Source organism: Psychrobacter fulvigenes (genome assembly GCF_904846155.1).
GTDB lineage: Bacteria > Pseudomonadota > Gammaproteobacteria > Pseudomonadales > Moraxellaceae > Psychrobacter > Psychrobacter fulvigenes.
Map to the genome: position 1 here is coordinate 1477049 of NZ_CAJGZP010000001.1, position 22677 is coordinate 1499725.

15 protein-coding genes are annotated in these 22677 nt (G+C 44.0%); 4 read left to right on the forward strand and 11 right to left on the reverse strand.

Going from position 1 to position 22677, the window contains the following annotated elements; translation table 11 throughout:
• Window positions 1–24: 24 nt before the first annotated feature.
• Entirely contained in the window at window positions 25–1425 is a 1401-nt protein-coding gene (dnaB, locus tag JMX03_RS06485; RefSeq protein WP_201595341.1) for a replicative DNA helicase, read from the reverse strand.
• Between the two features lie 352 nt (window positions 1426–1777).
• Between dnaB and pdxA the strand changes: the two genes are divergently transcribed.
• The 4 genes from pdxA (at window position 1778) to JMX03_RS06505 (ending at window position 5443) form a co-directional block, all read left to right on the forward strand.
• Window positions 1778–2902, forward strand: coding sequence for a 4-hydroxythreonine-4-phosphate dehydrogenase PdxA (gene pdxA / locus JMX03_RS06490; protein ID WP_406947740.1), 1125 nt, complete (start codon window positions 1778–1780; stop codon window positions 2900–2902).
• 152 nt (window positions 2903–3054) lie between these two features.
• The gene (gene rsmA, locus JMX03_RS06495) at window positions 3055–3918 is read left to right on the forward strand and encodes a 16S rRNA (adenine(1518)-N(6)/adenine(1519)-N(6))-dimethyltransferase RsmA (RefSeq protein ID WP_201595345.1); all 864 of its coding nucleotides are present in this window, start codon (window positions 3055–3057) and stop codon (window positions 3916–3918) included.
• A 70-nt stretch (window positions 3919–3988) separates the two neighbouring features.
• Entirely contained in the window at window positions 3989–4825 is an 837-nt protein-coding gene (locus JMX03_RS06500; protein WP_201595347.1) for a symmetrical bis(5'-nucleosyl)-tetraphosphatase, read from the forward strand.
• Between the two features lie 159 nt (window positions 4826–4984).
• Window positions 4985–5443: a DIP1984 family protein gene (locus JMX03_RS06505; protein ID WP_201595349.1), complete on the forward strand. Its 459-nt coding sequence runs from the start codon at window positions 4985–4987 to the stop codon at window positions 5441–5443.
• Between the two features lie 527 nt (window positions 5444–5970).
• On the opposite strand, the gene JMX03_RS06510 is transcribed toward JMX03_RS06505, so the two are convergent.
• From JMX03_RS06510 to JMX03_RS06555, 10 genes are all read right to left on the reverse strand, one after another.
• On the reverse strand, window positions 5971–8424 hold the full coding sequence (locus JMX03_RS06510) for a site-specific recombinase (protein WP_201595351.1): 2454 nt from the start codon (window positions 8422–8424) through the stop codon (window positions 5971–5973).
• Between the two features lie 191 nt (window positions 8425–8615).
• Window positions 8616–10400, reverse strand: a complete 1785-nt coding sequence (locus tag JMX03_RS06515; RefSeq protein WP_201595353.1) for an acyl-CoA dehydrogenase C-terminal domain-containing protein — start codon at window positions 10398–10400, stop codon at window positions 8616–8618.
• 275 nt (window positions 10401–10675) lie between these two features.
• Entirely contained in the window at window positions 10676–11989 is a 1314-nt protein-coding gene (locus JMX03_RS06520; protein WP_201595355.1) for an extracellular catalytic domain type 1 short-chain-length polyhydroxyalkanoate depolymerase, read from the reverse strand.
• A gap of 56 nt (window positions 11990–12045) precedes the next feature.
• Window positions 12046–12468, reverse strand: coding sequence for a CopG family transcriptional regulator (locus tag JMX03_RS06525; RefSeq protein WP_201595357.1), 423 nt, complete (start codon window positions 12466–12468; stop codon window positions 12046–12048).
• A gap of 253 nt (window positions 12469–12721) precedes the next feature.
• Window positions 12722–14515: an acyl-CoA dehydrogenase C-terminal domain-containing protein gene (locus JMX03_RS06530; protein WP_201595359.1), complete on the reverse strand. Its 1794-nt coding sequence runs from the start codon at window positions 14513–14515 to the stop codon at window positions 12722–12724.
• A 423-nt stretch (window positions 14516–14938) separates the two neighbouring features.
• Window positions 14939–16636, reverse strand: coding sequence for a putative bifunctional diguanylate cyclase/phosphodiesterase (locus JMX03_RS06535; RefSeq protein WP_201595361.1), 1698 nt, complete (start codon window positions 16634–16636; stop codon window positions 14939–14941).
• A gap of 78 nt (window positions 16637–16714) precedes the next feature.
• On the reverse strand, window positions 16715–17674 hold the full coding sequence (locus JMX03_RS06540) for a 16S rRNA (uracil(1498)-N(3))-methyltransferase (RefSeq protein WP_201595363.1): 960 nt from the start codon (window positions 17672–17674) through the stop codon (window positions 16715–16717).
• Window positions 17675–17890: 216 nt separating this feature from the next.
• On the reverse strand, window positions 17891–18739 hold the full coding sequence (locus tag JMX03_RS06545) for a methylenetetrahydrofolate reductase (protein WP_201595365.1): 849 nt from the start codon (window positions 18737–18739) through the stop codon (window positions 17891–17893).
• 13 nt (window positions 18740–18752) lie between these two features.
• Window positions 18753–20177: an adenosylhomocysteinase gene (ahcY, locus tag JMX03_RS06550; RefSeq protein ID WP_201574869.1), complete on the reverse strand. Its 1425-nt coding sequence runs from the start codon at window positions 20175–20177 to the stop codon at window positions 18753–18755.
• Between the two features lie 368 nt (window positions 20178–20545).
• Window positions 20546–22474: a TonB-dependent receptor plug domain-containing protein gene (locus tag JMX03_RS06555; protein WP_201595367.1), complete on the reverse strand. Its 1929-nt coding sequence runs from the start codon at window positions 22472–22474 to the stop codon at window positions 20546–20548.
• Window positions 22475–22677 lie beyond the last annotated feature (203 nt).

Here is a 22677-nt window from a genome sequence, read left to right on the forward strand (position 1 = left end):
GTACAGATCATTCATGGCTAAGCGTTATTCATCATCAAAAGTAACACCTTGATAGTACTCAGGTGTCAGGTTGATAAAGCGGGTAAATTGACCTTCAAAACCCAAACGTATGGTACCGATAGGGCCATTACGCTGCTTGCCGATAATGATTTCAGCCACGCCTTTGTGATCTGAGTTTTCATTATAAACCTCATCGCGATAAATAAACATAATCAAATCCGCATCCTGCTCGATGGCACCAGACTCACGTAAATCTGACATGATAGGACGTTTGTTGGGTCGGTTTTCTAGACTGCGGTTCAGCTGTGATAAGGCGATAACAGGGCATTCAAGCTCACGCGCTAAGGCTTTTAGACTTCGAGAAATCTCGGAGATTTCGCCAACACGGTTGCCATCAAGACTAGGGACTTTCATCAACTGTAGATAGTCGACGATGATGGCGCCAAGCTTACCATCATGGTTTTTGGCGATACGGCGACAGCGTGAGCGCAGCTCTGATGGTGGCAATGCGGTACTGTCATCGATATATAAATGCTTAGACTGCAAATGTTGAATAGCATTCATCATTTTTGCCCATTCGTCTTCGTTCATTTGTCCTGAACGCAGATGGGTCTGATTGATAGCGCCCCAAGATGACAGCAAACGCATGACGATAGATTCCGCTGGCATCTCCATCGAGAACACCACCACAGGCAGATCTTCATTGAATAGGACGCCTTCTGCCAAGTTCATCGCAAAGGTGGTTTTACCCATAGAAGGGCGCGCCGCAACAATGATTAAGTCACCAGCTTGCAGCCCTTGGGTTTTGTTATTTAGCTCAGCAAATGGCGTCTGCAACCCAATCATGCCGTCAGGATTGGATTTTAGCTCCTGAATTTTATCAATGACATTGGTCAATACTGAAGTAATACCAACGGGGCCGCGTTGTTCTGCGCGTTTATTGTGCTGCTCATTAATACTAAATATTTTGGCCTCAACATTGTCCAAAATATCACTAACGGTTTGATCTTTGGGGTTGTAGGCAAGGCTTAACATATCATTGCCAGTGGTAATCAATTGGCGCAGTGTCGACAACTCTCGTACACGTTGAGCATAGGCAGTCAGGTTAAATAATGTCGCAGGGCTTTGACTCAAAATATCAGCCAAATAACTGTCACCACCTGCAGATTTGAGCAGTTTCTGTGCTTCTAGCCAATCATGTACCATCACGGTATCGTAGGGTTCATTGACCGCTGCTAGATGAGCGATGGCATCAAAAATATGCTGATGGCGTCCTGCGTAGAAGTCATCTTTGGTAACGATATCGGCAATCTTGTCATAGGCTTCTTCGATACTCATCAAAGAAGCCAGTAGCGCCTTTTCAATATCGATATTGTGTGGCGGCTGCTGATTGAGTAAGTCGTCGGTTTTGCTAGAGTCTGCCATGAGTGCCTAATTTATCTAAAAGTCGGTAATAAGGTATGCAAAAAATGGTAATAAAGAGAGAACAAGAACTGTCATTATCGTAAGCAGTGAGTGCTATCACTACATTAGTGGTACTAAAACGCGTCAGAGCAGTGTAACAAATGGTGCTACAATCAAAAGCGAAAGTTTAACACATTATAGGATTTTTTCTTGCTCTATCAGTACCGCGTTAGTCAGTGATGTATCAGTGAGTATCTGTGTATGTAGAGATAAGGGTTCAAGTCTGAGCAGTAAAAATCGTGACATTAAACAGCGTTAGACTTAATGAGAATATAATAATATTTGATAGTTAAGATAAAGTAAGGATGATTTTATAATGACAAAACAACCGTTGTTAATTACCACAGGCGAGCCAGCTGGTATTGGTATGGACGTAGTGCTACTGTTGGCAGCCGAGGGTAAGCTGCAAGATTCTTCTAGGCCTATTTGGGTGCTCGCTGAGAATGAGGCCATGCAAGCGCGCGCTGATGAACTCATCGCTGCTGGCGTGTTAACTGAGTCTCCAACTTGGCAAACTGTCGCCGCACCTATAGATATTGCAGAGTTTGCGCAGCAGATGTCATCGCTGTCTATCGATGATAAAAGTGAAGGCACTGGCGGCAACAGTAGCGAGAATCATAGTCAGGAGAGTCATAATAACGCTTTCACTTTGCTTGAAGTCAATTGCGGTGCACCTGTGGTCGCTGGTCGGATCGATATTAATAATGCCATCATGGTGGCGCGGCAATTGGAGGTCGCTCACCAACTGGCAGCAAACAACATCGTAGCAGCTATCGTCACAGGCCCTCTACAGAAATCTGCGCTTATAGATGCCAATATTAAGTTATTGGATGGCACCATGTTTAGTGGTCATACCGAGTTTTTTATGCAGCAAAGTGGCTGCGATAAAGTAGTAATGATGCTTGCCAATCAAGCCATGAAAGTTGCGCTTGTGACTACCCATTTGGCTCTAAAAGATGTGCCTGCTGCCATCACGCAAGACAGTGTCCGTCAAACTGTGCAAATCGTTGTCGATGAAATGCGTTCAAATTTTGGTATAGATGCGCCGCGTATCTTGGTCTGCGGTCTCAATCCGCACGCTGGTGAGGGTGGACATCTAGGCATGGAGGAGATCGAGATTATCAATCCAGTATTGCAAGAGTTTATCGCAGCTGGCGTAGACATATCAGAAGCGATGCCTGCTGATACCTTGTTTACTTCTCGGCATCTGGAGAGCTGTGATGCGGTGATTGCAATGTATCACGATCAAGGCTTGCCAGTGCTCAAGTCACACGGCTTTGGTGATACGGTCAATTTAACTCTAGGATTGCCTTACATCCGTACGTCAGTCGATCATGGAACGGCGCTTGATTTGGCTGGCAAGGGCGGTGCGAGCGCCACGAGCTTGTATCAAGCGCTAGTGATGGCGAATGAGATGGCAGATAAAGCATTAACGTAAGTGATAAATACCGCATTGAATATGACGCCAAAATACAGTCTGATTGTCAGCTGTGTTATAATTTCACACTGCTTACAAAGCTTTAAATCCAATGTTCTTATGACGTTGAATTTATTCACAGTTTTTTATTTTTTAATCATTAAGAATCCTTTATGTCCACAAACTCGTTTGACGCTAAGACATTAGCTGCCAGCTTGCGATCTGCCAAGCACCAACCGCGTAAACGCTTTGGTCAAAACTTTTTGCATGACAGCAGTATTATCCGCCAGATTGTCGATAGCATTCACTTAAGCCGTGACGATAATTTGCTAGAGATTGGCCCAGGTATGGGGGCATTAACCGAGCCGTTATTGGCAGAAGTTGATGCCATGACAGTCGTCGAGCTGGATCGGGACTTGGCAGACAGTCTACGTATTCGTATTGGTGCTAATAGCCATCCTAACTTTACGATTGTCAAAGAAAACGCCATGAATGTGGACTATCGTGAGTTCTATAGTCCTGAGCGCGGTAAACTGCGTGTAGTGGGGAATCTGCCTTACAACATCTCAACGCCAATATTGTTCCATTTGCTCAGTTACGCTGAGGTCATTCAAGACATGCACTTTATGCTCCAAAAGGAAGTCGTCGAGCGTATTACCGCTGATGTCGGTAGCAAGATTTATGGTCGTCTGTCGGTGATCATGCAGTATTATTGCGATACGGACTATCTGTTAACCGTGCCACGGGGTGCGTTTAATCCACCGCCAAAAGTCACCAGCGCTGTATTTCGTCTCACGCCGCATATCGATAAACCAGTGGTGGCAGAGGATGAAGAGTATTTTGCTATTGTGGTACGAGAGACCTTTAATCATCGCCGTAAAACCTTGCGTGCCATCTTCAAAAACTCAACCCTATTGCCAACATTGACTGAAGAGGACTTTGCTGCCTGTGGTATCGATCCACAAGCACGTCCAGAGACACTCAGCGTCAGTGATTTTGTGGCTTTAAGCAATCAGTCCAAGCGTGTAGAGGTTTGAGCTTTGTTTGCTTTCGATGAGTGATAGTTATAGAGTTTAAATAGATTATTTAAGTAATTATTGAGGGTTTATGAGTTTTCGCCACCAATACGTCATCGGTGACTTGCAAGGGTGTTATGCTGCGTATCAAAAGCTTCTTAAGACCATAGACTTTGATCCCAAGCAAGATAAATTATGGTTTGCTGGTGATTTAGTCGCACGTGGAGAAGATTCATTAAGTACTTTACGTCATGTCAAAGCGTTAAGTGAGCAGGGCGCTGCTGCGACTGTGCTTGGTAATCATGATCTAAATTTGCTTGCCGTATGGCGCGGAGCGACTAAGATCAAGAAAAAAGACAAGACGGCGCCGATTTTTGCTGCAGACGATAGCGATGAGCTGCTACATTGGTTGCGACATCAGCCGATTTTAGCCTATCCTGATGAGCACACAGTATTGGTGCATGCTGGTATACCGCCGCATTGGTCTATCAATGATGCTGCAGAATATGCGCAGCAGTTAGAAGTGCCGCTAAGAGGCAGTTTAAAGAAACTCGATAAGTTGTTACCTAAACTTTATAGTAAGACAGCCGATCATTGGCATGACAATATCGAAGGCTTCACCAAGCTGCGGGCGATATCCAATTATTTCACACGTATGCGCCTTTGCAAGCAAGATGGTACGCTTGAGTTTAGTTTTACAGCAAGTCTAGATGATCATATGCCAGATGGGTTTTTGCCCTGGTTTGCATGGCAGGTGCCACGTGAGCGCAAGATACTATTTGGACATTGGGCAGCACTCAGGGGCGAGGTAGACTTGCCACACGCGCGTGCGCTTGATGGTGGCTGCGTCTGGGGTAATGCTTTATTGGCTTATCGTCTAAGCGATGGTAAAGTGATTCGCTCAAGTGCGCATTGTCCAAACTCTTAATGACCGCTTATCTAACCTTGATATACAAGGCTAGATAAGCGGTCTGTTTTAAGTGGTTCTGTTATAGCAGTCTATTTTGAGTGGTCTATTAATAGGCTTAAAGCGCGGAATTACTGGTTCCACTGAGGTATACTAATAAGGTGTTAAAAGGAGCTAAAAATGAAACTCGCAGAAGCCCTACTTATTCGTAGCGATATGCAAAAAAAACTTGCTCAAATTAAAGGACGTATTCGTAGTAATGCTAAAGTTCAAGAAGGCGATACGCCAAATGAAGATCCAAGTCATCTAATGATTGAGGCTAGTCAAGTCATTACTGAGCTATCTACTTTGATTGAACGTATTCACCGTACCAATGCAGTTGCTAAGACGGATAAAGATCAATCAATGCTGACGCTATTGGTTGAACGCGAGGCGTTGGAGATGCGCCACAAACTATTAATTGAAGCAATTGAAGCGACCGACACTGAGGCAGATCGTTATAGTCATCGTGAAATTAAATGGAATATTATGGTCTCAGTAGCTGAGTTACAAAAGCAAGCCGATGACCTGGCGATGAAACTACGCAAAATTAATATTGTCATTCAAGCCAATAACTGGCAAATTAACCTTGTTGAATAAGATTTGTAGACTACTAAATTTATAATTCTCTATTCTTATAGTCATAAATGAATAGAACCACCTATTGGAACCGATTGGGCGAGTGTCAGACCCCTTACCTACACAACAGGGGGTTGAAAATATACTGTAGTGTTTGTCATGCGTTGCGGGTAGACGCTTTTTTTACTACTTATGCCCCGAACACGTCACAGCTCACAAGGTACTACTTAGACCTTACTACCAGATACTGACAGTCGGTTTCAACTTTACGTTTAATGCCTCTTGATACGCCGATTATCAAGAGCGTCATCTACGAGTACTACGCATTTACCAAACTCAACACCCCGTGTTAAACCTCTCTAATCCACGACTCCATTCAAGTCCTCACTAGGGTACCGAAATCACTGAATGAAGAAGTACTTGCTAAGATACCTTAATTGGGTTCAATTCCCTATACAGACATTGAACGTATTCTAACAATCGATGTCATAATAAATAATTTTTAACCTAAATAAGTCTCTAACGATCAAACTACCAAAACGGCCGCATTAACTTGGCAGATTAGGCGGCTTTTTTGGTTTCGGTAATGGTGTCTTGGCATCTCCTGCCACTTTGCTCTCAGAACTGCTTATTGAATCTGCGCTTTGTGAATCATGACTTGTATTACCATCGATAGCGCCAAGCGTCTTTGTTATTTTGTCGTACTGGATATCATCAGTGTAGGGCACACTATTGAGCTCTTCATTTACGAGACCATCATCGAGATCCACCACTTTGGTAGACGGGGCATGAGGTTGTATATGGTTACCCTTTGGCTGGTTGTCGTAGTATATATCTGTGGCTGTGTCAGCGCTTTGTGCATTGCCCTGCCTAGATTCGGGTAGGACTCTGACATCAGACAAACGCCGTACGACATAATTATTAGGTAAGGCCTTGCCGCCTTTTTGTGCTGACGTATCATCAAATATCATATGGCCTTGACTATCGATACGCGCATATTTCATGGGTTTATCACGCGGCCAAAAGAAGTCAGATGGATGACTAATAATATGACCAAAAACCAACTTGGTAAGTCGGCTCCACTCAAAGAAGCGTACTTCTTTTGAGCGCAGCGCTACGATTAAGGCCAGTGAAAAGCTGACCATGAGGTTGACGAGACCGATAAGCGCAACCCCAAGGATAGAGACCAAAATTAAAGGCCAGCTGATTTGGGCTGATGATAAGTTAAACAGTCCGTGTGCTAGGTTTGCGGAGGCAAAGGCAATATGGCGAATATCAATGGGTAAGCCAAATAAGAAACCTATGGTGGCGGTACTCCCTAAGAATACCCCGAATAAGAAGTTACCCATGATAGCGCCGAGGTTGGCCTCAACAAAACGACCTAAGCGTTGGAGCCATGACTTAGGCATCATATATTGCAGTAACCAGTGTTTATAGATACGAGCGCCAATTTGATTATATACGGCCAAATTATCATAGTAACCCGCAATGAGGCCAGACAAAAATAAATAGACTCCAGCTATGGCAGCATGAGGGAGTGCCAAAGAATAAAAAGGATCAAGATCATGTAAGAGGCTTGCCGCCATATTACTATCGATCATTGGTGCGCCAGTATACTGCAGCCAGGCAAAAGAGATGATTAAAGCGACTGGCACAGCAAGCATGACGTTACCCATGATGGCGATGAACTGAGTACGCAGGATATCGACTACCAGCTCCGATAGCTTGGTAAGTTGATGTGATTTTTTGCCAGAGCCATCTGATATGGTTGAGGCGATAGCAGCGGCAGTCATCGCTGGCTGTTTGGTCGCGACGGTACCGTGCACGATGTGGATAAATACAAAGCCTAGACCATAAATCATACTGTTGACAAATGCCCGTCCCATCGGAGCAAGCGCCAAGTGGTAAGCCAATATTTTTAGGGTCGCCATAAAGGCAATTAAGAATCCGCCAATCGAGGCTTTTTTGAACATTTTTTGATAGCCAGCTCTATCAGTGCTGATGTAGTGTTCACCAACACGGCTGGCATTTTCAGTGACTTTTCGCGACAGTAGCTTGGTATTATTGTCTATCAAATAGCCGATACTATAACGACGATTAGCCGTTGTAATGATGGTTTGAATCAGCTCTATGATGGCTTTATCGCGATTAGGGCTTTTGTCAGCGACCAAGTCCGTCAAGATACGCATACGTTGCAAGCTTTGATCAAGGCGCAACATCATATTGGTCAAACGAATCGAGATGCCAGTTTTATAGATACGCTTACGCACGGTGGCGACGATATCATCACATTGCTCTAACATGACCAGTAAGGGCGCTTGGTCGACGGCGTGCTCTGGAGTAATGTCAGTCAAAGTGTCAAGCTCATGTGCTTGCCGATACTGATTGACAAACAGTACTGCTTCTTGGTTTTGTGCGACAAAGGAGGCGGAGTAGTTTAATATCTGGGGATAGGCTTCCATCAGGTCTGGATGCAGACCAATCCCGCTAATACGATAGGACAAAATCACAATCGCATTCAAAATATTGTTTTTTGCCGTGGCTACCAGATGCAGGTGTTCTTCTTGCACTTTAAGAAGGCTTACGAGGGTATCCCACTTATCTTTTTCGACATTTGCCAGCCAGCGTTCATCTTGGGGCTTATCAAACAAATAACCGACCAGCTCAACCACAGAGTCATCTTGCGGTAGTAACGGCAAAAACCTGTGACCAACCAGCCGACGTAAACTACTAAAAAACCCTTCATCCGACATAATGCCAGTATCTGTATAAAGGGCGATTTGACGATACTGAATGATAAGCTTTAAGACAAAGCTGGCGAGACCATCTCCATATTCTGGATGTTGACGTAAGATGTCGATCAGAGTCTGAATTTTCTGATTGGCAAGGGCAGGCTGCTTTTCAGTTACTCGCAGCTCCTGGATTAAGCGCTTAAGCATTGCTGGATCTGGTACGTCAGCTAAGGCGGTAATCTGCTGTAAAATGCGTTTTATTTCGGACACATTGTACCCTTTATCGTTGTTATTCTATTATGATGTGATGAGAGGTTTAATAAGGGTTATTCTAATCGTAACCGTGCATAGATAGTTAATTATTTTGTTAGCAGTTATTGTGAGCGTCATTTTGGCAAAAAAGGGACAGTAGCGTCACTGTCCCTTTCATTAGAATATTATAGAATGCGTTCGATGACTACTTAGCTAGCAGGTACGTCAAAGTAATCAAGATCAAAGTTCATCATTGGATCACTACCCGCTTTAACCATCTGTGCATGAGCATCAATGCGTGGCAAGATGCGACCAACGAAATAGTCAGCGAGCTTGGCTTTATTGGTATAAAACTCGCCTTCTTTACCATTAGCGGCTTCCACCATCAACGCAAACATGTATGAGTACGCTAGGTAGCCAAATGCATGCATGTAGTCAACGGCACAGCCATTAATCTCATTTTTACGTTCACTGATATTGCTAAGAACACTGGTGGTCAATTCTTCAATTGTATCAGCAGCATCTAGCGTTGCTTGTTTGATACCGTGCTCCGCTTGCATGTTATTGACAAAATCACGAATCTCACCCAAGAAGTGAGTGACATATTTGCCGTTATTACGAGCGACTTTACGACCCAATAAATCAAGCGCTTGAATACCGTTGGTGCCCTCATAAATCTGTGCAATACGAGTATCACGAACGATCTGTTCCATACCCCATTCACGGATATAGCCATGACCGCCAAATACTTGTTGGCAATCAATGGTCGCTTCTAGCGCTTTGTCCGTTAAGAATGCTTTGGCCACTGGCGTTAGCAGCGCAACACGAGCGGCTGCAGCTTGAGCGGCCTCAGGATCGGTACTAAACTTCTCTTCATCAAGATTTTTGGCAACATACATGGCAAAGCAACGAGAGGCTTCAGTATTGGCTTTTGCGTTCAATAGCATACGGCGCACATCGGCATGATGGATGATGGCATCAGCAGGTTTTTCTGGGCTTTGAATCTGTGTATCGCTACGACCTTGACCACGATCATTAGCGTATAACGCCGCATTTTGATAAGCAAGCTCAGAACCACCTAGGCCTTGCAGACCCATGGTGACACGCTCGTAGTTCATCATAATGAACATTGAAGATAGGCCAGTGTTCTCAGCACCAACCATCCAGCCTTTGGCACTGTCAAAGTTCATCACACAGGTCGCAGAGGCTTTGATACCCATTTTGTGCTCGATAGAGCCGACTGCCAAGGTATTGCGCTCGCCTAAGCTACCATCTTCATTGACCAAGAATTTTGGTACTACAAACAGCGAGATGCCTTTTGAGCCTTCTGGCGCATTTGGCGTTTTGGCAAGTACCAAATGAATGATATTGTCAGTAAGGTCGTGCTCACCGCCAGTGATAAAGATTTTGGTACCAGAGATGTCGTAGCTGCCATCGTCATTAGGTATGGCTTTGGTTTTAATAATACCTAAGTCGGTACCAGCATGAGGTTCAGTTAAGCACATGGTGCCTGACCATTCACCTGAATACATTTTTTCTAGATAGGTTTGTTTTTGCTCTTCAGAGGCAGCAGCGTTTAAGCAGATGGTTGCACCAACGGTAAGGTTGGGGTAGAGAGCAAAAGATTGGTTGGTAGTGAAGACCATTTCTTCGGCCAACATGGTCACCATCTTAGGAAAGCCCTGACCACCGTACTCTGGGTCGCCACTTAGGCCAACCCAACCTGACTCAGCATACTGTTTATAGGCGTCTTTATAGCCTGTCGGCGTCGTGACGACACCATCCCCTTCAAAGGTTGCGCCTTCCTCATCACCTGTGCGATTGATAGGCAATAAAATATTTTTTGACAGCTTCGCCATTTCTTCCAAAATCATATCGACCGTTTCTATGTCGACATGGGACAAGCTTTCGTTATTTTGCCAAAACTCAGGCGCTTTAAACACATCATTAAGGATAAAACGCATATCAGTGAGCGGGGCATTATAGACAGACATAAACATTCCTTTGAGTTTACTGTAAAAAAACTAACTTATTTTTAATGAGACGGTATTTTTGTAAATGACTCACGAAGTTTAGCAAATTAGTGAATAATCTTGTGTATCTCTTAGTGAATCATGCGTACACCAAAAGTTAACCCAAATACTTGCAGGTTTATATTAGCACTTTTGTCAGACAAGCACGGCATCAAGAGGGATATAGTTTTGATAGAAGCATTTGTTACTTTTAGACAATAGTACTAATGGTTTATCCCATCGGGTTTGTCTTTTACTTAACCAGTCGTCTGTTCATGCTGCAAAAAAAACCGCATCATCTCTTTCGAAGCGTCAGGTCCTTTAGGGTCTGTATATGACCCAGCACTGCTACCACCTGCCCAGTTATGCCCAGCACCATGAATCTTCCAATACTCTAATTGATTCAGGCCCTTATCGTCAATGACTTTCAGCTGAGTAATACGATAACTTTTTTTAGAGCCAATCTCATGTTGCTGACGGTCTAATATCGTCTTTTGTGCTTGTAATCGCAGCTTGGCTTGCTCAACAATCTGCTCCCCATTACGGATATTTACCGTTTGATCTTGATCGCCATGAAACACAATCATAGGCACAAACTTGTGGTTCGGCGCCAGATTTAGAGAGGAGGTGCTGCCTTTGCGCATGGTCATCAATGCAGAGGGTAGGTTGGTCGCACTACGATAAGCCAGACCCGAATGAACGCCAATAGCAGCATACAATTCTGGATAAGTCTCAGCCATAATCACCGCCATAGCAGCGCCAGCAGATAACCCTGCAATATACACCCGTGATGGGTCCACTGCGTAATCTTTGACAACGGATCGAGTCAATTCTGCAAGCCATGCAGGCTCACCTTGACCTTGCTGTTGATCAGTAGGTCTAAACCAGTTCCAACAGCGATTGGGGTTGGCAGAGGCGGGCTGAGAGGGATAGACAATTAGGCACTGGTGCTCTTCTGCTAATTCATTCATGCGTGTGCCCACGGCAAAATCTTCTGGCGATTGAGTGCAGCCGTGTAGCATAACTATCAAAGGCACTTGTAAGCTTTGCTCTACAGCTTGTGAATAGTTTGAGGGAATATATAGTCTGTAGTCATGACTGCCTTGAGAGGACTTAAATGTACCTTTCAGAAACTGCGCATTCTCAGGAATAGTCGGCTCAATATGCGTATTAAGTCCAGCGCCGATACCACTTATATCCATAGCTGATGGCAAGTCGAGTTTAAAGTTCTTAATCTTATCGGTAAGACTTTGTAAACTCTCAGGCAGCTTATTGGATGATTTGCTAGCAAGCTCTTCAGTATTTGCCATATTTTCTTTTTTTACAGACTTCACTTTTTCTGTAGGCTTTGCTTTTTTTGTGGTTGCGCTATCTTGTAGCGTGGGTCTATCAGGCGTTACATCTTTCATCGTGTTGGCATTACTGGTGTTGTCAGTAGTATTGCTGTCTGATACGTTGCCGCTTAAGTTATTTTGAATGAGGGTAGTGGCCTCTTTTAATCGGCCTGATTTCATCAGTTCCATCGCCTCTTTAAGATGTGGCGGTGTCATATTAAATTTTGAAAAATCCATGGGGTGTTTTCCGTTATATGTCTATAAATTTTGAGGGTAATTGTCAAAGCAGATGCTTAGCTCATTTTGTTGGCCAATACGGCTTTTATCTCTGGGCTTGCCTGAAGCACGCCTAATACGGTAATGCTTTCGATCGTGGCCTCCACAAGCTCTGGTGTCACGTCAGCAGCGATGGTCGCCAGACCCAATACTTGAATGTGTAGTTTTTCATTACGCTCTTGCACCGCTTCAAGATCGGCGCGGGTGTAATGACGTAAGCCTAACTCTAAGGTTTTACGAGCAACGGTTTGACGTACCACATCAGCATGGGTGGTAAGCTGATTGCGTATCGCCGTGCGGATAAAGTCGGTGCGATTAGAATAAAAGCCTTCTTGCACCATCAAATCTACTTGCCCAAGATCGACGTAACCTAGATTGATAGTGACCTTTTCTGTCTCGCCTGCGCGGGTGCGAATAGGCGTTGTATTCTTGCTTGTCATCGAATGTTCCTTATAAGAAAACCTCTGATTGCTGGTATTATACTCCAAATAGAATCCATGTGGAGTATAAATAGTGGTTTTTAATAAAAATTAACATGAACGGCTTAAAATACTTTTAAATTTGCAGATCATTAACAACCTCGTATGCAAAAAAATCGGCAACACACCGAAGTATGTTGCCGATAGGTATATTGTTGCCAAGCTCTCAATCAATTAAAAGATTAAGTACTGAATCAAGAGTTAAAACATTTAATTAAAAGGCAAACTGATCAACATCCATGCTCATGTACGGCTCAACACCCGTGCTGATACGCTGTACGTGGGTAGTAGTACGTGGCAGCAGTTTGGCAAAGTAGAACTGCGCCGTTTTGATCTTGGCATCATAAAATGCTTTTTCGCCGCGACCTTCTTTTATGGCTGTCTGAGCGACCAACGCCATACGTGCCCATAAGTAGGCGAGGGTGACGTAACCACTGAAGTACATGTAATCAACGGCAGCGCCGCCTACAGCGTCAGGGTTTTCAGTGGCTTGCATGCTGATACGTGCGGTCAGATCGCCCCATTCTTTTAGATGCTTGGCAAGTGGGCGAATAAACTGACCCATCTCATCATTGTCTATGTTTTCTTCACAGAAGGCTTCGATGATATTGACAAAGTTTGCCAGCATCTTACCTTGTGAGCCCAAAACCTTGCGACCTAATAAGTCCAGCGCTTGAATCTCAGTCGTACCTTCGTATAAGCAAGCAATGCGTGTATCACGTACGTTTTGCTCCATGCCCCATTCACTGATAAAGCCATGACCACCATATACTTGTACACCATGGTTCGCGGCCTCAAGACCAGTTTCAGTCAAGAAAGCCTTGGCAATTGGTGTCAATAGTGACAGCATTTGGTCAGCGAACTTCAGCTCGTCGCCTTCGCCTTTTGCGACGGTATCGGCAAAGTGTGAAAGGTAGTAAACCAACGCGCGGCCACCTTCAGCAAAGGCTTTTTCGGTCAATAGCATATTACGGACTGCTGGATGTACGATGATAGGGTCGGCGACTTTATCTGGCGCTTTGACACCTGATAGTGAGCGCATGGCCAGACGTTCTTTAGCATAAGTCAATGAGCCTTGGAACGCGTACTCTGCAGCCGTTAGACCTTGAACAGCAGTACCGATACGGGCGACGTTCATAAAGGTAAACATGCACTGTAGACCACGGTTTTCAGGGCCAATCAAATAACCTGTTGCACCATCGAAGTTCATCACACAAGTCGCAGAGGCTTTAATGCCCATTTTGTGCTCAATAGAGCCACAGGTAACTTGGTTGTTTTCGCCTAAGCTATTGTCTTCGTTGACCATCACTTTTGGTACGATAAATAGTGAGATACCTTTTGTGCCAGCAGGAGCGCCAGGCAGGCGAGCCAAACAAATATGAATGATGTTTTCTGCCAGATCATGCTCGCCCGCTGAAATAAAGATTTTTTGACCAGTGATGCTATAGGTGCCATCATCATTAGGCTCTGCTTTGGTACGGATGATACCTAAGTCAGAGCCTGCATGTGCTTCAGTCAGACACATGGTGCCAGACCATTCGCCCGTGACCATTTTTTCTAAATAAGTGTCTTTTTGCGCATCAGTGCCATGATGTTCAATGGTTTGAATAGCGCCATGTGACAGACCAGGGTACATAGAGAATGACCAGTTGGCAGTACCGACCATCTCATTGATGACAGTAGACAATGAGAACGGCATGTTTTGACCGCCGAACGCTTCCTCTGCAGTCAAGGCAGGAAACCCAAGCTCACAATATTGCTTGTAGGCTTCTTTAAAGCCTTTAGGAGTCGTAACTTTGCCATTGTCAAACTGACAGCCTTCAGCATCGCCGCTTTGATTTAAGGGAGACAGCTCATTTTCAGCAAAGCTTGCAGCCATCTCAAATAGGCTGTCCATCAATTCACGGTCGGCCTCTTGAAACTTTGGCAGACGCTTGTAATGGCTTTCGCTGTCAAGTAACTCATGCATCACAAACTGGATATCACGTAGGGGAGCTTTGTACTGCATAACTTTCTGTCCTTTTTTGGGATATGACCGACAACGACGGCATAGCTAAATGTATGACTGTCTGCGTTGTTTATAGTTTTCTGATGCCAGATTATCCATAGTTTTTATAGATAATGACATCGGTCATATGGAGTAACGTTGAGAAGAGATAAAAGAATTATGACTGTATTCGTAATTCGTAGATTCATGACAAAAGATAGGCTTTCACTAAGAATTATACAAGTTTAGTCATAATACTGATAAGTCATGAACCCTTCTTGCATCCTTATTCGATCAACGTTGTAGGACAAAAAACCACTTTAGAATATTGTAATGAGGAGAGAGATATGAGGAATGACAGGCATTAAATGAAGTCGTAACAATAGGGCTGTTATAAAAGATAAATCACATAAATGGCTATCAAGCTATCTATTTTCTAAGTATCTATTTGCTAAGAAGGGATTCAGTCAGCAGTGTGGTTGCCAGCTCAGCGGCAACAGGCCGGCCAAACCAGTAGCCCTGACCATACTTGCTACCCATTTGTAATAACAAATCACGTTGTTGTTCAGTTTCGATGCCTTCAGCGATGGCGCTCATGTCGAGAGCCGTAGCCAAATCTAAGATGCATTGCACGATGGCTTGTTGAGTGCGGTTATGAGCGATTTCAGAAATAAAGCTTCTATCGACTTTAATAAAATCAAAAGGGTATTCCTGCAGATAGCTCAATGACGCATAGCCAGTACCAAAGTCATCGAGTGCCAAGCAGACTCCCAACTCTTTGAGTGCAATCAGCTGCTGTTTAATATTGGCATGGCGCAGCATTAAAGAGGATTCGGTGACCTCAATGTGTAGCTGATAAGGATGGATAGGGTAGCGATCAAAGAGTTGACTGACAAAGCCAAAGAATTCAGGATGGCGAAATTCAGCCGCATCGGCATTGATGCTGACATATTGGGTAAAGCCCATGTCTTGCCAAATAGACAGTTGCTCGGCTATTTGCAGTGCCATTTGACAAAACAGCTCAAACGACATTTTATGTCTGATAATAGCGTCGATAAATTTTTTTGGCGAAAGCAGGCCGCGGCTAGGATGTCGCCAACGTACCAATGCCTCAAAGCCTGTGATTGCTCCAGTACTTAACTCGATTTTGGGCTGATAGTATGGCTCAAATTGATTGTCATTGATTGCTTTGCGCAGCTCAGACTCAAGTTGTAAGTTATCTATTGCTATATAGTTCATCTTATCGCTATACCGACAGATACCGCGACCACCTTGCTGCTTAATATAATGTAGGGCTTTTTCAGCTTTATTTACCAAGTTGGTTACTTGGTTGCCGTCTTGAGGATAGTAGCTCACTCCAATAGATATCTGCAGATAGATATCCTTACCTTTTACTTTAAAGGGCCGTTCACACATTTGCAAAATACTGTCAAGCTCACTACAGATCATATCGGTATCTTTACACTCAAACAGCAAGCCAAAGTCATCACCGCCAAAATGGGCAAAGCAGTGTAATTTTTTGAGCTCTAAACTATTGACCCGACCGACAAACTCTATCATAAGATTGTTGACCAATTCTTGGCCAAGGCTATTGGTAAGCGTACGATAGCGATCTATATTGGCTCGAGCGATGACTAATTGTTGCTCAGTGGTTGTTAATAAATCGTGGCTATGACTCAAAAATACTTTGCGATTGGCTAAGCCTGTCAACTGATTGTAATTGAGTAAATGGGTCAGTTGCTGTCGGTCTTTGACAGCTGATGAGATGTCACGAATGATAGCAAAATAATAGGTGGTTGCCTCAATACACGTTCTATTGAAGGCTATATAACAGTTGATCTTTTGACCATAACGAGAGGCTAAAACAAATTCATTTTCATAGAAACCATTACTGTCTAGGCGATTGGTAATATGTCTTAAGAGAGCGGCTTCCTTTTCTGACAAAAACTCAGCAGCATATATACCCAAAGGCCGGCCAAGCAAAAACGCCTCGTCATAACCGAGCATATCCTCGTAGGCAGCATTGATGGCTAGATAGCGCAGTTCAGCATCTAGAATAAATATAGCATCGTCAAGGCGTTCACATAGTTTAGAGAGCAGCTGTTGCTTGATGGGTAATGATATTTGTTTAAAAGTGCTCATGACTATGCTCAAGGGTAAAAATACAGTGGATAAATAAAAGTTAAATAGATAGTGATTTTTAAGGGTGATAAAAGCCTATCAGTGGTTATGTTGCAATTGATAAAGTGCATCAAGGGTGGCTAAAGCAACCACCGGTGCCGTTTCAGTCCGCAAAACCCTTGACCCAATTTGCCAAGGTGCAAAACCAACGGCCTCGGCTTGTTTACATTCATCGTCGCTGAGCCCGCCTTCAGGGCCAATTAATAGCTCAATAAAAGGCGAGTCCTGCTTTAATACCGTTAATAACGACTTAGGCATAGCAGGCTGTCCAGCTGCTGGTACGCTCATTTGCAGGCGCATATCTGCTGGTTGCTGTAACACTTGATAATAAGCATCCTGACTTAACGCTGCCATGATAGGGCTGACTGATATGCTGCTAATAGTCTGGTTGTCGTTATTATCGTTGTTACTAGCGTTTTTATTATCATCGCTCTGATTAATAATCATGCTATCAGTTTCTGTTTTTTTGCTCTTTAACCATTGCGAGACAGGCTGCGGCGCAAGAATAAGCGGTGGCCGATTGAGTCCGCACTGCTCACAGGCAGCGATGGCCACTTGCTGCCAATGGAGAAGTTTCTTATCCACTTGCGCAGCTTTTAGGTTGACCTCACCATGGTGGCTGCTGAGAAGTTGGATGGCGGTTACTCCAAGCTCAGTGGCTTTTTGAATCGCATAATCCATACGCTCACCGCGACTCATGACCAGCCCTATGTTGCTGATAATAGGTGCGGCGCGATCATCGCTTAGATGAGCAAGTAAAGTGACAGTGGCCTGTTTTTTACTGATTTCTTGTAGCTGTACTTGATATTCACCGCCAAAGCCGTCGAATAAAATACCTTTATCACCGACATTTGCGCGGAGTACACGGCACCAGTGATGCACGATGCTCTCTGTTAAAGCGACGCTTTTACCAATGGCTAAGCGGCTAAGTCTAGGATTATCAGTAGTGTTAGTGTTGCTTGTAGTTTCATTATTTGTTGCATAAAAAAAACGTCGCACAGTTTTTCAGTCCTATAGTCCGAACAATAATCCGTTTAAATATATTAGCAGAATATTCATTGAGTAGGTAAAAGTATTGTTATTCTTATCAAAATACTTCGCCCATTGCTCATTGTTATTGTTTTTAAGAAAGTGGTTTTGATAAAAAAGCATCAGCAATAAAAAAACTGGCACTCCTAAGAGCGCCAGTCGTTTAGAAATAAACACACGTGTCGTTTAGCCAGTCAATCCCAAGGCTTCAACCAAACGTTTATTTGGCTCAACCTTATTCATGCTATAAAAATGCATGGCAGGGACGCCCTCAGAGATTAAACGCTCACATAAGCGATAGACGACATCAAAGCCAAACTCGCGAATGGCGGTGCGGTCATCGCCGAAATCAGCCAGTTGCTTACGCACATAACGCGGGATATCAGCGCCACAGCTATCAGCAAAGCGTACGAGATTGCTAAAGTTGGTAATCGGCATGATACCCGCTACCAATGGCTGCGCAACGGTATCGATACCGCGGCCTTCTAAGGCATCACGCAAATACAAGTAACTATCTGCGTTATAGAAGAACTGGGTGATTGATGAGTTTGCACCCGCTTGGTACTTATTGACTAGGTTGTCGATATCAGACTCAAAGCTACGCGCTTGTGGATGCATTTCAGGGTACGCAGCGACTTCGATACGGAAGTGATCACCTGAGTGTTCGCGAATGAACTTCACCAAGTCTAAGGCAAACGGTAGTTCACCCATGCCGACCTGACCTGATGGCAAATCACCACGAAGTGCTACTAAGCGCTTAATGCCCAAGCTCTTGTAAAGATCGAGCAACTCAGCGATTTCACTTTTGTCATCACCAATACAAGACATATGCGGCGCAATTTCAGTCTCACCGCGCGCGCACAATGCTTGTACGATATCTAGGGTGCGGCTACGAGTTGAGCCGCCCGCACCGTAGGTCACCGAAAAGTACGAAGGTGACAGCGTATTTAGCTCATCGTAAGTGCTGAGTAGCTTTTCGTGCCCTTGCTCGGTTTTGGCTGGAAAAAACTCAAAAGAGAAAGCAGGCTTACTCACAGTCTGACTCCTCTTAGTATTTATAAGCGTCAGGCTTGAATGGCCCTTCGACAGGAACACCCAAATACTCAGCTTGCTTTTCGGTCAGCTTGGTTAGCGTACCGTTGAAGCCTGCAACCATGGCAGCAGCGACTTCTTCGTCTAGCTTCTTCGGTAATACTTTGACGTATAAGTTGTCAGTACGCTCATCAGCTGGCAAGTCAGCGAATTTTTCTTCAAACAAATACATCTGTGCCAATACTTGGTTGGCAAATGAGCCGTCCATGACACGTGATGGGTGACCTGTGGCATTACCTAGGTTTACCAAGCGACCTTCAGCAAGCAAAATCAAATAATCGTTTTCATCGTCTGAGCGGAAGATTTGATGTACTTGTGGCTTAATCTCAACCCAGCGCCAGTTGTCACGCATAAACTGCGTATCGATTTCGGTATCAAAGTGGCCGATGTTACAAACGACAGCGCCAGGTTTTAATGCCGCTAGCATATGCTTATCACAGACATGGTAGTTACCAGTGGTGGTTACGATCATATCTGTATCTTGTAGCAGACGGGTGTTGATACCTTCTGCGCCGCCAGTATTGTCGCCATTGATGTATGGTGACAATACTTCATAGCCGTCCATACAAGCCTGCATGGCACAGATTGGATCGACTTCTGAGACACGAACGATCATGCCTTCTTGACGTAGGCTTTGCGCTGAGCCTTTGCCCACATCACCATAACCAATAACTAAGGCACGACGACCTGCAAGGAACATATCGGTTGCACGTTTAATCGCATCATTTAAGCTATGGCGGCAACCGTATTTGTTATCATTTTTAGACTTAGTTACTGCGTCGTTGACGTTGATAGCAGGAACTTTTAGCGTGCCTTTTTGAAGCATCTCAACCAAGCGATGAACACCAGTGGTGGTCTCTTCTGAGACACCATGGACGATATCAAGCATTTGCGGATACTCATTATGAATCAATGCCGTCAAATCACCGCCATCATCCAAGATTAAGTTTGCATCCCAAAGCTGACCAGATTCTTCGCCGCCAACATGGATTTGTTGACGCAGGCACCATTCGTACTCTTCTTCGGTTTCACCTTTCCAAGCAAACACAGGAATGCCAGCAGCAGCAATGGCTGCAGCAGCATGGTCTTGAGTTGAGAAAATATTACATGAAGTCCAGCGTACTTCTGCACCTAGCGCGACTAAAGTCTCGATAAGGACAGCCGTTTGAATGGTCATGTGGATACAGCCGACGATTTTAGCGCCTTTAAGTGGCTGTTCGGCTTCGTAGCGACGACGCAAACCCATGAGGGCAGGCATTTCGGCTTCGGCGAGAGTGATTTCACGGCGGCCGTAATCAGCAAGGCTGATGTCAGCGACTTTATAGTCAGTGAAAGAGGGATCGATCGTATGGGCAGAGGGTATGTTCGACACTGCGTCCATAATATGCTCCTATCAGTGGTAAATGATTGATAAAAAGAATAAAAACGCAGGTGCCGTTGTTTGCGCTGTCAGTGCTCAGATAAAATAATGAGCACATAACAGTTACCGAGCCTAACATAGGATGAAATTGGCATAACAGTAAAGCTTAAATGCGCAAGTCCATTCTTATGGTGCAACACCTCTCGGAGGGTCATTATTGTAATAGATGAGGCCTCAAATGTCACCTATTGTCACTTATTTACTGATATAAATAATAGATGGTAACATCGCATAAGGTAACGGGATAGTTTTGACCATAAAAAAAGGCCATCGATTGATGACCTTGGTTTATTTTGATAACGACAGGCTTTTTATACTGCTAGACAGGCTTAGAACCAGTTATAGGTTAAAGACGTGAAGAAGTTGATACCGTCTTGGTTATAGCGAGTACCAAAACCTTCGTTAGTTGTGTAGTCTTCGTTAGTCAAATTCTCAACACGGCTGCTCAGCGTAAGATTTGGGTTGATGTAATAGTTTCCGCTAACATTAAACAGCGTATAGTCATCTATAAAGGTGCTGTTGTCAGGAGAGTTGTAGGTTTTGCCAACATATTCTGCTTCAGCGCGAACGTCAAAGTCTAAAGCTTGGTAGCCTACATAGATAAGCCCAGTATGCTCAGGACGATAAACCAACTGCTTGCCTTTATTCACGCCTGAGCGCTCTTCTGCATCAGTATAAGTATATTGACCACCAAATAAAACATTACTGAGTTGCCAGTCCGAGGTGAAGCTATAGCCTGATAATCTTGCTGCATCAATATTAGTTGCTTGATATTTGAAAGTTGCTGGATCATAAGCATTGTTAATCAGATTGTCGACACGACTATTGAATCCCGTTAGTCGCGTGGTTTGAAGCGCACTATTGGACTCGATAAACACTTCTAAGTTGTTGCTTTTTTCGACTTCTAAATTTTCATTGGGTACATAGTAAGTACTTTCAATGTATAAGTCATTAAGCGAAGGCGCTCTATAACCAGTAGCAAAGCTGGTACCAAGACGTAAACTAGGTGCTAGTTTTAAGGCGTAACCTAAGCTATAGGTTGTTTCGTTATCAAACTGTGAGTTATCATCATAACGAACATTGGCTTGCAGATCATAAGCGTCTTTGTTGAGCTGATAACCAACAAAGCCACTTTTGATCGTACGGTCGTTTATTTTGTAAGTGTCGTTACCATTGTCAGGTGTGTTATCAGTAATATCTACTTCCTGCTCTAACCATTCTGCGCCTGCTTGTAACTGTCCTGTAGGCAAGCGATAAATACTGAGTAAGTTTGCTTGTTTTTGTTTGGTTTCAAACGCATCACCAACCTTGTTGTCAAGCTTATCCAAACTCTGACCTGCCGATAACCTGACTGTCAGCTTATCGTTTTCATATTGTGAAAACGCTGATACAGCACCGTTTTCTTGCTCGATTTCTGCATCGGCGCTATTATTAAAATCATCAAATTCAGTCGTTGATTTGGCAAACAGGCCAGTGGCACCGATACTGATACTATCAGTTAAAGGAACGCTAGTATTGATCGCAAAGTTGTTACTTTCAAAACCATCTTCGTCCTTGTTATTACCTGTTTGGTATTTAATAGCACTGATACCATCGGTTTGGTTACGACTGGCAGATAGACTGAGCTTGGCACCTGCTTCGTTTGCAAACTGCGCGGCTGCGCCATAGACGTAGTGGTCGTGTGAACCAACGCCAGCAGTCACAGAAAAATTGCTTTGATCAACATTACTACCTTTGGTAAATACTTGAATAACACCGCCCATTGCGTCAGCGCCATAAATACTAGAGCCTGAGGCACCGTATAATATTTCAATACGATCGATCTGATCGGTTGGTAATAAGGCTAAAGCGGGCTGACCTGTTGACATTGAGCCATAGCGTACGCCATCAATCAATATGAGTACACGCTTGCTATCATAACCACGTACATAAAAGTTACTGCTACTACCCATGCCGCCATCTTGTTTAATGCTGAATCCAGGCTGACGCTTTAGAACCTCTAAAGCCGTTTGCCCTTGATAACGCTTGAGTGCTTCACTATCAACGACGCGAGTCTGGGCAATGGTATTGCTGATTTTAGTTGGCGTACGCGTGGCGGTTACCACAATTTTATCAAGCTCGACCTGTGGCAGCTCGTTATCATTAACAGTACTAATGTCTGTAGTAGCAGCCATTGCTGTATTGACAGCAAATAAACCAAGCGCGCTTAAGATACTTAAGCGAAGATAGGTGGTCGAAGAAGAACGTAAAAAAATCATAAATAATCCAAAAGTTATCAAGCAAAAGTTACCAAAACGTTAGACAGTTACAGCAGCGCTTATTATCTACAAAAGTTACCACTTTATAAACTTATTTAACCTAATGTTTCTTCACGGTAAGCTGAGTTATTTTCATGACGAATCGCCATGTATGCACTTGAGTGCTGATATTGTTATTTATGTCAGTGGTTTATTATGAATGT